This is a genomic window from uncultured Polaribacter sp. (assembly GCF_947501385.1).
Classification (GTDB): Bacteria; Bacteroidota; Bacteroidia; order Flavobacteriales; family Flavobacteriaceae; genus Polaribacter.
In genome coordinates, this window is the sequence record NZ_CANMVP010000050.1 from 1 (window position 1) to 11716 (window position 11716).

At 35.3% G+C, this 11716-nt stretch carries 9 protein-coding genes; all 9 read left to right on the top strand.

From position 1 onward, the window contains the following. The first annotated feature begins 240 nt into the window (after positions 1 to 240). The 9 genes from Q0998_RS18805 (at position 241) to Q0998_RS18845 (ending at position 11241) form a co-directional block, all read left to right on the top strand. Positions 241 to 3219, top strand: coding sequence for a SusC/RagA family TonB-linked outer membrane protein (locus tag Q0998_RS18805; RefSeq protein WP_299672827.1), 2979 nt, complete (start codon positions 241 to 243; stop codon positions 3217 to 3219). 13 nt (positions 3220 to 3232) lie between these two features. Then, on the top strand, positions 3233 to 3574 hold the full coding sequence (locus tag Q0998_RS18810) for a hypothetical protein (RefSeq protein ID WP_299672830.1): 342 nt from the start codon (positions 3233 to 3235) through the stop codon (positions 3572 to 3574). 10 nt (positions 3575 to 3584) lie between these two features. Beyond that, positions 3585 to 5000, top strand: a complete 1416-nt coding sequence (locus tag Q0998_RS18815) for a RagB/SusD family nutrient uptake outer membrane protein (RefSeq protein ID WP_299672833.1) — start codon at positions 3585 to 3587, stop codon at positions 4998 to 5000. A gap of 135 nt (positions 5001 to 5135) precedes the next feature. Next, positions 5136 to 6065 (top strand): ABC transporter ATP-binding protein, encoded by a 930-nt coding sequence (locus Q0998_RS18820; protein ID WP_299672835.1) that lies wholly within the window; start codon positions 5136 to 5138, stop codon positions 6063 to 6065. A 22-nt stretch (positions 6066 to 6087) separates the two neighbouring features. After that, the gene (locus Q0998_RS18825) at positions 6088 to 8400 is read left to right on the top strand and encodes a Gldg family protein (protein WP_299672838.1); all 2313 of its coding nucleotides are present in this window, start codon (positions 6088 to 6090) and stop codon (positions 8398 to 8400) included. A gap of 88 nt (positions 8401 to 8488) precedes the next feature. Then, complete coding sequence (locus Q0998_RS18830; protein WP_299672841.1) at positions 8489 to 9841, top strand: TlpA disulfide reductase family protein; 1353 nt, start codon at positions 8489 to 8491, stop codon at positions 9839 to 9841. Between the two features lie 5 nt (positions 9842 to 9846). Next, on the top strand, positions 9847 to 10329 hold the full coding sequence (locus tag Q0998_RS18835) for a protein-disulfide reductase DsbD domain-containing protein (RefSeq protein ID WP_299672844.1): 483 nt from the start codon (positions 9847 to 9849) through the stop codon (positions 10327 to 10329). Position 10330: 1 nt separating this feature from the next. Then, entirely contained in the window at positions 10331 to 10561 is a 231-nt protein-coding gene (locus tag Q0998_RS18840) for a cytochrome c biogenesis protein CcdA (protein ID WP_299672848.1), read from the top strand. A gap of 293 nt (positions 10562 to 10854) precedes the next feature. After that, positions 10855 to 11241 carry an HU family DNA-binding protein gene (locus Q0998_RS18845; RefSeq protein WP_299672851.1) on the top strand — a complete coding sequence of 129 codons (387 nt, stop codon included), beginning with the start codon at positions 10855 to 10857 and terminating at the stop codon, positions 11239 to 11241. Positions 11242 to 11716: the final 475 nt, after the last annotated feature.

Below are 11716 nucleotides of genomic sequence, written 5' to 3' on the forward strand. Positions count from 1 at the left end.
ATGAAATATGCAGCATAAATAATGTTAATAACTTTAACTAAAGTTGCTTTTTTTAATCATAGAATACAGGCAGGTTCGACTAACAACTTTGAGTGCACACGCAAAGCGTGTTTCTCAAAATTGAGTCTCACTAAAAACAAAGAGGAAAATAGGTCTCAAACTTTTGCACGGTGTAAGACTACTTCCCTCCTATGACGTATTAATTAATTAACTATTAACAAACTAATAACATACAAATTTATGGAAATTAAATTAACTAACGCACTTTTCTTCTCGATACCTCTCGCGATTAGAAAAAAGCTAATCTTATTAACCATGCGAACGCTGCTATTTTTGTTTTGTACCACAGTCTTTAGTTTTACACCGAATAACGTGTTGTCTCAAAATGCAAAAATTAAAATTGCTGCCGATAAAGTGGTTACGATCGATGAGGTATTTGAACTAATTTCTGAACAAACCGAGTATTTGTTTATTTACCACGAAGACTTGTTCCAAAATTTTCCCGAGATCTCACTAAAGAAAGGAATTATTCGTGCCAATAAATTATTACAACAAAGTTTATCTACCGGTGATTTTCATTTGGTACTCACCACCAACAACACCATTTTGATTAAGAAAAAAACCAAAAACCAACAAAGGCAAGTCTCCGGTACCGTTACCAATGAAAAAGGCGAAGTCCTCCCCAGCGTTACCATACTCATAAAAGGCACCAACAAAGGACTCTCCACTAATTTTGAAGGGCAATACCAAATTACCGTGCCCGATGCCGCCAGTGTATTGGTCTTTTCCTATCTGGGCTACCAAACCCAGGAAATTTTGGTAGGCAGCCAAAGAATTATTAATGTAACCTTAAAAGAAACGGCTAGCGAACTCGATGAAGTAGTCATTAACACTGGCTATTATAAAGTATCTCAAAAAGAAAAAACAGGGAGTATCTCCAGAGTAACTGCTAAAGCTATAGAACAACAACCCATTTCTAACCCATTACAAGCAATACAAGGCCGTATGACGGGTGTCCTTATTACTCAAAATTCGGGAGTTCCAGGAGGGGGGATTAATATACAGATAAGAGGACAAAACAGTATAAGAAGTTCTGGCAACCCAAACCTACCATTATATCTTGTAGATGGAGTACCATTTTCCTCACAGACTTTATCTTCAGGTCAATCTGGAGCTAGAATTGTTGGGCAAGCAAACCCTCTCAATGCGATTAATCCATCTGACATTGAAAGTATTGAAATTCTTAAAGATGCAGATGCCACCGCTATTTATGGGTCTCGTGGCGCCAACGGAGTCGTACTGATTACCACTAAAAAAGGGAAGTCTGGAAAAACAAGTTTTGATATTACGATTAATTCTGGTATAGCTACAATACCCAATAGAGTAGAATTATTAAATACCCCACAATACTTAGAGGTGAGAAGAGAGGCATTAAGTAATGATGGTTTCGATCCCGATAATTTTCCAGCAGCTTTCCAACCATTTGTTCCAGATTTATATATCTGGGAGGACATTAATCGCTATACTGATTGGCAGGATGAATTGTTAGGAGGTATGGCAGAACAAACTAATATCCAAGCTAGCGTTTCAGGCGGCAATGAGCAAACACAATTCCGTTTTAGTACAGGATACTTTAGGGAAACAACTATTTTTTCAGATGACTCTAATTTCAAGAGGGCTTCAGGCAGTTTAAGTGTAAACCACACTTCTGCAAATAAAAAGTTTACAGCAAATGTTATTGTAAATTATGTATACAGTCTTAATAATTTACCAAGAGTTGATTTAACACAAAGTGCTTTAACCTTATCTCCAAATGCGCCAAGATTGTACGATGATGATGGTGGAATAAATTGGGAAGGAGGTTCATTTGATGAGAATCCTTTGGCTAGTCTTCAACAAATTTATGAAGCAAAGAGTAATAATTTTATTAGCAATGCCAATTTAGGGTATCGAGTTGCAAAAAATCTTAAGCTTCAGACTTCTTTGGGGTTTAATACCAATCAGTTAAGAGAATTTGCTGCGAACCTTAGCTCTTCAAGAAACCCCTTTTCTGGAGTTACAACTGGTTCTGCATTTCCAGCAGATCGGTTAGTTAATACGTGGATTATTGAACCGCAAATAATCTATACCAATCGTTACGGAAAGCATGGACTTACAGCACAAGTAGGTTTTACATTTCAAGAAACTAGAGAAGAAGGGAAAAGTTTTTTTTTAACAGAGTATAACAACGATGCGTTATTAAGAAATTTTGCAGCAGGTGCTTTAGTAAGTAGTGATATAACGGATTCACAGTATAGGTATAATGCTGTTTTTGGTAGAATCAATTATACGTATGACGATAAATACATTATAAATCTTACGGGACGCCGCGATGGTTCTTCTCGTTTTGGACCCAACAATCGATTTGGTAATTTTGGTGCTATAGGTGCTGCTTGGGTATTTTCTAACGAACAATTCTTAAAAAGTAGTAGAATCCTATCTTTTGGCAAATTAAGAGGAAGTTATGGAACCACAGGGAATGATCAAATTGGGAACTATCGGTTTTTAGATACCTATTCAAATACAACTGTAGGCTACAATAATAGTGTAGGTTTGGAGCCAACTCGTATTGCAAATCCCAATTTTAAATGGGAAACTGTACAAAAATTAGAATTTGGTCTGGAACTTGGCTTTTTTAAAAATAGAATATTTCTTGAAACAAGTTACTTTAGAAATCGAACAAAAGATCAATTAATAATCCAGCCATTATCTGGCGTTACAGGGTTTCAAAATCTACAGGTAAACTTTCCCGCACTAATTGAAAATAGAGGTTTTGAAGCAAATCTTAACACCATAAATATAAAAACGGACAGTTTTACTTGGAAATCTAGTTTTAATATCACCTTTCCAGAAACTGAGTTGCTAGAGTTTGATGATATAGAAAACTCTGCATTTAGATTCCAATACCGAGTTGGGGAACCTTTGGATATTGCCCTGGCCTATAACAATATCGGTATGGATCCGGATACAGGTCTTTTTCAGTTCGAAGACGTAAATGAGGATGGCTCTATAACAGAAGAAGATAGACAAACAATTATTGATACCTCTCGTGACTTTTACGGAGGATTTGCCAATACCTTTTCTTACAAAGGTATTGAACTTGATTTTCTGTTTGATTTTGTCAAACGTGATCAAATCAGATCCTTCACTGCAGAATATTTTCCAGCGGGGGGGGTTTAGACAGAATTTACCTGTGGAAGCTTTTGATAGATGGCAACAACCAGGGGATCAAGCTGAAAATCAGCCTTATACATTTTTTAATGGGGTTATTTTAAACAATATTACTCGAAATCAAGAATCACAGCTTGCATTTAATGGGAATGGTTCTTTTATAAAATTAAGAAATGTTTCCTTGTCATATGCCTTACCTGATTCAATCATTGACAAATGGGGATTAGATTTGTTTAAAGTGAATTTGCAGGGGCAAAACCTATTTACTATAACTAATTATAGAGGTCTTGATCCAGAAACGCTTAGTATAAGTAGTATACCACGTTTGAGACGTATTTTGTTAGGACTTCAATTAAAATTTTAAATCCATAATAATGAAAAATATAAACGCTATAATTACGAATGTTTTTAAGACTGTTTTAAGGTCGAATTATTATTTATTTTTTGCCTTGGTGCTATCCTTAATGATGGCTTGTGAAGATTTTTTAGAGATTGATCCACCAACAACTCAGGTCATAAGTGAATCTGTTTTTGCTAATGAGGCTTCGGCTACTTCGGCTGTAAATGGTATTTACAGTTTAATGTTGTCTTCATCCTATGGAAGTGGTGGGTTACGCAGTATCGGCTTTTTGGGCGGACTCTCAGCAGATGAATTATTATATACTTCCGCAAGCTCAGGCAACCCAGAATTTACAAGATTTAATGCGAACTCGCTACTATCAATAAATAACTTTATCTGGAACAGTTTTTGGTTGGATGCATACAATATTATTTATAATGCAAACTCTGTAATAGATGGGGTAAATAATTCTTCAGATATCACACAATCTGTTGCAGATCTTTTAATAGGTGAGTCAAAGTTTGTTAGAGCCTATCATCATTTTTATATGACCAATGTTTTTGGAGATGTACCTTTGGCAATTTCCACCGATGTAGATGCGAATAGCAATCGAACTCGTGATGCTGTAGCATTGGTCTATGAGGAAATAGTTCAAGATCTTTTAGACGCTTATGAATTGCTTGAGGAGGAGTATGTAACCACCGAAAGAGTAAGGCCAAACAAAAGTACAGCAGCAGCCTTATTAGCCAGAGTCTATTTATACCTTGGTAATTGGGATGATGCGGAAACTTGGGCAACGAGGGTCATCGATAACCCCAACTACACCCTAGTAAGCGATTTAAATGGGGTATTTTTGACGAATAATAACGAAGCGATTTGGCAGTTAAAATCAAATAATCCAACAGGTGAAGTTAACGAGGCAGATCTATATGTATTAATAAATGGCCTTAGTATAGCTGTGCTTTCAGAAAATCTGTTAGATACCTTTGAAGCAGGTGATTTAAGAAAAGACAATTGGGTGAGCTCTATTACTGTAGAGGGCATTGATTATTTTTTCCCCTTTAAGTATAAAAATTTAGATGCTCCAGGGGAGTACTCTACGGTGTTTAGATTGGCAGAGCAATACCTAATCAGAGCCGAGGCAAGAGCGCAATTAAATGATTTTTCTGGTGCTCAAGAAGATTTAAATCAGATTAGAAATCGAGCGGGATTAGGTAATACGACAGCCACCACGCAATCTTCTTTACTACTCGCTATTGAACAAGAACGATTTGTAGAACTATTTACCGAATTTGGGCACCGTTGGCTGGATTTAAAACGAACCAATAGAGCAGATGCAGTACTCTCTGGAATCTCCACTAAAGACTGGCAACCAACAGATGTATTATATCCCATTCCAGAATTAGAAAGGGAGATCAACCCTAATCTAACTCAAAATCCTGGTTATTAATATTGGTTAATTCCAATTCTAAACGACAGCTTTAAAAATTATATAACTTACTATAATTTATCTAATACTGAACAGTATTGTTCAGTATTAGCTAAGGCTGTGTTATTCCAAATTAGTCTATAATTAAAAAAAGAAATGAGCAACACTTCAATAGTAGAAATTAAGCGCTTAAGCCATCAATACACATCAGCAGATTGGGCGGTTAAAGACGTTAATATTAACGTTAAAAAAAACGGCATTCTTGGTCTTTTGGGGTCTAATGGAGCAGGAAAATCGACCACTATGAATATTTTGTGTGGTGTCATTAATCAAACAAAAGGTCAGGTATTGATTAACGGGATAGACATGCAAAAAAAACCAAAGGAAGCAAAAAAGTTGATTGGGTTTTTACCCCAAAAAGCGCCCTTGTATTTAGATTTAACGGTAGATGAATATTTGACCCATTGCGCCCATTTGCGTTTAATGAAACCAAAAGAAATCAAACCCGCTATCAAAAAGGTAAAAGAACGTTGTGGCATTTCGCACTACAGCAACCGTTTATTGAAAAATTTATCAGGAGGCTATCAACAACGAGTAGGGATAGCTCAGGCTATACTTCACAACCCTTTATTGGTTGTTTTAGACGAGCCTACAAATGGTTTAGACCCCGTTCAAATTGTTGAAGTACGGAAATTAATTAAGGAAATAGCAAAAGACAAAGCAGTAATATTATCTACACATATATTATCCGAGGTGGAAGCCACTTGTGATATGATATGTATGATAGAAAAAGGGAAGATGGTTTTCAATGGCGATTTAAGTGAATTTAAAAATCATTTACAACCTGATACCTTGATTTTAATTTTTGAGAAGAAGCCAGACTTAGGTTTCTTAAAAGAAATTAAAGCAATTCAGGATATTATATCGATTAATGATCATAAATATCGTATCAAGTTTAATCCGGCATCAAACATTAACCATAAAATAATTGAGAAGTGTTCAGAGAATAAAATGCCTTTAAGTGAAATCTATTTAGAGCAAAACTCATTAGATAACGTTTTTGCCAAATTAGCTATGCACGATTAAGTAAATAATTATAATATAAAAGATGAAAAGTATTTATAAAATTGCCAAATTAGAACTCAGTATTTTATTTTTCTCACCAATTGCTTGGTTGGTGCTAATTATTTTCTCAATTCAGTGTGGTGTAAATTTAACGGAATGGCTAGATAGATATGTTACTTATTTTGAACAGGGTAGCAATCTTAGTGGTTTAACAAATAGAGTGTTTTCGGTTACATATCGAGGATACTTCTTTGTGAGTATAAAAGATAATTTGTTCCTATATCTCCCATTGTTAACCATGGGGCTGATAAGCAGAGAACTGAGTAGTGGTTCCATAAAGCTATTGTTGTCTTCTCCAATAAACTTTATTCAAATTGTTTTAGGTAAATATCTGGCCATGGTTGTTTATGGGCTGTTTTTGAGTTTCATTCTGGTTATCTCAATGCTGGCTGGTGGCATAAGCATTGAAAATTTTGATTACCCTTTAGTGCTTTCAGGTATTATTGGGTTGTTTTTGTTAATCTGTGCTTACGCATCTATCGGTTTGTTTATATCAAGTTTAACCTCTTATCAAGTAGTTGCTGCGGTAGGAACCATGGCGACACTTTTACTATTAAACTATATTGATCAAATAGGCCAAACAATACCATTTCTTAGTGATATCTTTTATTGGATTTCAATGGAAGGTAGAACTGACCAAATGATTAATGGATTAATTAGCTCAAAAAGCATAATATACTTTTGTGCGGTGATCGTATTTTTTCTACTGATTACTATGTTAAGATTATCATTTCAAAGAAACACAGTATCGTTATTTAAGAAGATAGCTTCCTACACAGTAGTATGTTTTTTTACATTCTCAGCAGCCTATTTAGGATCCAATCCGTATTTGGCTACTTATTTTGATTTAACTGCCAATAATGCGGTAACTTTAACTAAAGAAGGTCAGGGAATTACAAATAAACTAAAAGATAAACCCATTGTATTAACGTATTATGTGAACATTCTAGATGGAAATAGTGCGCGCAGTGGCCTTCCAAAATATAAAAATTTCAATTATAGAAAGATGGAGCCTTATACAAGGTTTCTTCCACAGCTAGAATTAAATTATGTGTATTATTATGATACGGTTCCGGCAATTTCCCAGATTTATAGGGATAACCCTGGTTTGTATGGTAAGGAATTGGCTAAAAAAGTAGCAAAGTCCTATAAATTAGACTTTAAAGATGTGCTATCTCCTAAAGAGATCCGTAAAATTGTAAATCTTGAACCAGAACAAAATCAATACATAAGTCAATTTACTGCTGATAATAAAAAGTCCTTTGTAAGGATGTTTGAAGATGTAACCCATTACCCCGGTCCAGAACACGTTGTTTCTTCTCTAAAACAACTGACAACGGAATCTCCTTTAGTTGGGTTTATAACATCAAATGGTTCCAAGAGTTTAAGTAAAAATGATTCTGATTTATGGAATGGAATTATGCAAAGAGAAGACGAAAGAAGGTCTCTTTTAAATATTGGGTTTGATGTACAATCAGTTAATTTATCAACAGTAACCAACCTTAATAGTTTTGATATTCTCGTAATTGCTAGTCCTACACAAGAATTCAATCCGTCAGATTTAGAAAAAATCATGAGCTATTTTGAGTCAGGAGGCAACGCTTTAATTTTGGCAGATGTCAATGCCGTTAATGTTTTAAATCCAATAACAAATCATTTAGGTCTGGAGTTAACCAGCGGTCAAATAATTCAGGATAATACCAATTTGTTACCCTCTTTTGTGATTGGTGATTTGGTGGATGAGGCAACAACCGTTTTTAAAAGCCGCAATATATCAAGATGGATAAAATCTAAATATAATAATGTGGCAATGCCAGGAGCTGTTGGTATTGCCATGAAAACTAATACAGAGTTTTATAAGACCGGGATATTAAAATTAACTCGTGAATCTTACCTGATACCGTTTGATAATACTCTTGAAAGAGAAACCGATAGTATATTATTTAAATCCGCTAAAAAGGATGTAACTGGAATTTATACTGGCATGGCAATGAAACGACAAGTATCAGGTAAGTCTCAACGTATTTTAGTGTTTGGGGATGCCGATTTTATGTCAAATGCTCAATACAATAATCGTAATGTACCAAATGTGAATTCCTTCCTTATAAAAGAAATTTTTCAATGGCTTTCTAACGACACATTTCCTCCAAATGTTAGACCTGAAGAAGCGAAAGATGATCTTATGTTGGTAAATAGAAATGAAATAGGATGGATGCGTATTTTTTTAGCAGTAATCATACCTCTTTTAATACTTATGGCAGGATTATTTATCATTATTAAAAGAAAAAGAATATGATAGTAATGACAAGATTACTTCGGTTTAAGACGTAATAGGAGTCCTATTGTTATTTCAAAAATGAATAAATGATATAAAATTTAAACTTATGAAGATACTTAAATTGCTACTTTTTTACTTGCTACTTTGCCAAAGTACACAGTCTCAGGTCAGTTCAACTAATAGTCCACTGGAGATAGGAAAGCCTTTTCCTACACATGTTTTTAAAGATGTACATTTTTATGACAAAGCGGAGGTTGCTATCCATGATTTTAGGGGCAAATGGTTGGTACTTGATTTTTTTTCAATCGGTTGTACATCATGTTTTCAAAGTTTACCTAAAATGAATCAGTTAGCAAAGGATTTTGATAAAGAGGCAGAAATAGTGATGGTGGGTTCATACCATAAAAACATTAAAGAGGCTTATGAAAAATTCAGAAAAAGATACAAATTAACACTGCCAGTATTTTATGAAAAAGAACTGATTAAAAAACTCCAGATTATTGGATACCCATATATCGTTATTTTGGATAAAAATTCTACTGTCCGTGGTATAACAGCGAGTATCAATAAGAGGAAGTTAAGCGACCTAATAAATGGGAAGATAGACTTTATCAATGATTCTCAGGGATCTCAGTCGGCTCGTAATCTATCTGATACGCTGTATGACCATACCAAACCGCTCTTAATTGATAACAATGGCGGTAAGGATACGGATTATTTATATCGTTCTGTATTGACCAAATATACGGGTGATTTTGTCTCTCTTCAAGAGCATTATGTAAATAGTTTTAGACATATCAATGGAGAAAGCAATAAGTATTTACAGGGGAGAGTGCAAGCCATAGGAAAACCTCTTCCCCAGTTGTATTATATGGCTTATGGTGATACAATACCCTACAGATGGGGTACAATCAACTCATACGGCAAATATTGGTATGAACCATTACTGGAAACAAAAGATTCATTAAATCCCAACTGGAGTCCAAAAAATGAAGAGTTACGCTATAATTATAGCTTGACGGTACCAAAAGAAAAGGGCTCTGCACAATACCTACAGGAAGCCATGCGACGGGATTTACAAACCTATTTTGGGTATGCCGTATCGGTAGAGACTAGGATGATGCCGTATTGGAAATTGGTGGCTACCAAAAAAGCAAAAAGAAAGCTAAAAACCAAGTATCAAGGAGATAAGATGACGCAAGGAAAAGAATTTTTACCAAATACTGGTTGTGCTTTTAGAAATGGTACCATAAGTCAAGTCATAAATTTGATTTCGAGCTATTATCAAAGGGGAGCTCCATTTATAGATGAAACAGGTATAGATTTTAGAATCGATTTTGAACTTGAGGCCATCCTTACAGATTTTGAGGATGTTAAAAGAGGCCTACAAAAATCTGGCTTAGATTTGGTAAAAGGAGAGAAAGAAATGAAGGTAGTAGTAATACGGGATCCTAAATAAATGTTATGGACAAAATTCAATTGAAAAGTATTATAGCAGTTGTGTTACTTTCTTTCTGTGTTAGCCTACAAGCACAGATACTGCAACCAGCAAGTTGGAACTATGGAGTATCTAAACAGATCTTTACGGTTGGGGAGGAGGTTGAGCTTATTTTTAAGGTGGAATTGGATGAGTCTTGGCATCTTTATTCCAATATCCAGAATTATGAATTGGGTCCACTGCCTACAGTTTTTGAGTTTGAACCTAATGAAAGCTACAAGTTAGTTGGAGGCGTAAAACCCATGGGCTATAAAACAAAGTTTGATGATGTTTTTGAGGTTAAGGTCAACTATTTTGAGCATACCGCGGAGTTTAGGCAAAAGGTAAAAATCCTTTCCAAAACTCCTGTTATTAAAGGTTACTATGAGTATCAGGTATGCACAACCGTTGATGGGAAATGCATATTGGGTGATGACGAGTTCGAGTTTACAATAGAAACAACAAACTAATATGGAAGAGTTATGGTCATTTATGCTATTAGCTTTTGGTGCAGGTTTGGCAGCGTTGTTAACCCCCTGTGTATTTCCCATGATACCACTTACGGTTAGTTTTTTTGGAAATAAGGAGAGTGCAACCCAAAGTCATATTTCGCCCCTAAGTAGAGATCGTAGGGTTTCAGGTTTTATTTATCTAAACTTAAATTTTAAACTAGGAACCTTGAACCTTTTAGACCATGCATAAAAATGACCAAACCACATAGAAAGATAGATATCAGGAAGTTGGAAGTTAGAGGTTAGAGGTTTTAGGTTTTTAGGTTTCAAGTTCAGATGGTAGTTAAGAGTTAGCATGTCATTGCGAATGAGCTTGCCTGCTGGAAGCAGGAATATAGAGAAAAGAAGTTATGAACCCTACCGATTCCGAGGTATTGGAACGGATGCGATTGAGATTGTTTAGAAAGTCTCTTTATATACAGATGAGATCCCGCTAGGGACTTCCTCTTAAAGTGAAATATTACGAATAAAATAAGTATTATTATGCCTATTAAATTTAAAGCCATAGAACGCGGAGAGCCAGGCGTTCCAGGCGGTGGTACCAAAAAATGGTATGCCACTGTAGTGAATGACCAGCGCGCCAGTTTGAAAGAACTTACCCTAGACATCGAACGCATTAGTACCGTAAACCGTGCAGACATCTTAGCGGTACTGAGTGCCTTAGTCCAGTTAATACCAGAAAAACTCACCAACAGTACCATTGTAGCCATCGGTGATCTGGGCTATTTTAGAATTAGTCTCAAAAGTACTGGCGAGGCCAGCGCAGAAGAGGTGGATAGGAACAGTATTGTGCGCAGTAGAATTATTTTTACCCCCGGTAAAGATTTTAAAAATGCGCAACAAATAGCAACCTATCAAAAAGTAACCTAAGCCCCAAAAAAAAGAAAACGTTACAACTCGCTAGAGATGTAGCGTCTTCTCTTTAGAGATGTAAGGAGAACTCTTTAGAGAAGTAAGGAGAACTCTTCAGAGAAGTAACTACAACTCTTCAGAGAAGTAACTAGAACTCTTCAGAGAAGTAACTACAACTCTTCAGAGAAGTAACTACAACTCGGCGGAGATGTAAGGAGAACTCTGTTGTGTTGTAAGCAGTTGAGATATTAGATATTAGATATGAAAAGTACAAAAGATAAAAAAATCTACCATTCCTTTTCGGTAAAATTAGTGCCAATTTGTGTAATCTGTGTCTAACCTTAAATTTTTTGAAGTATGAAGAGGTAGGATGTTAGATGTTAGATATTAGATGTTAGAAGTTAGAAGTTAGAAAATTGTATGTCCCTGATATAGGTTGACCACTTAAACCAAAGTGTAAGCTTATGAAAGCAAATTTAAAACAGTTAAAGAA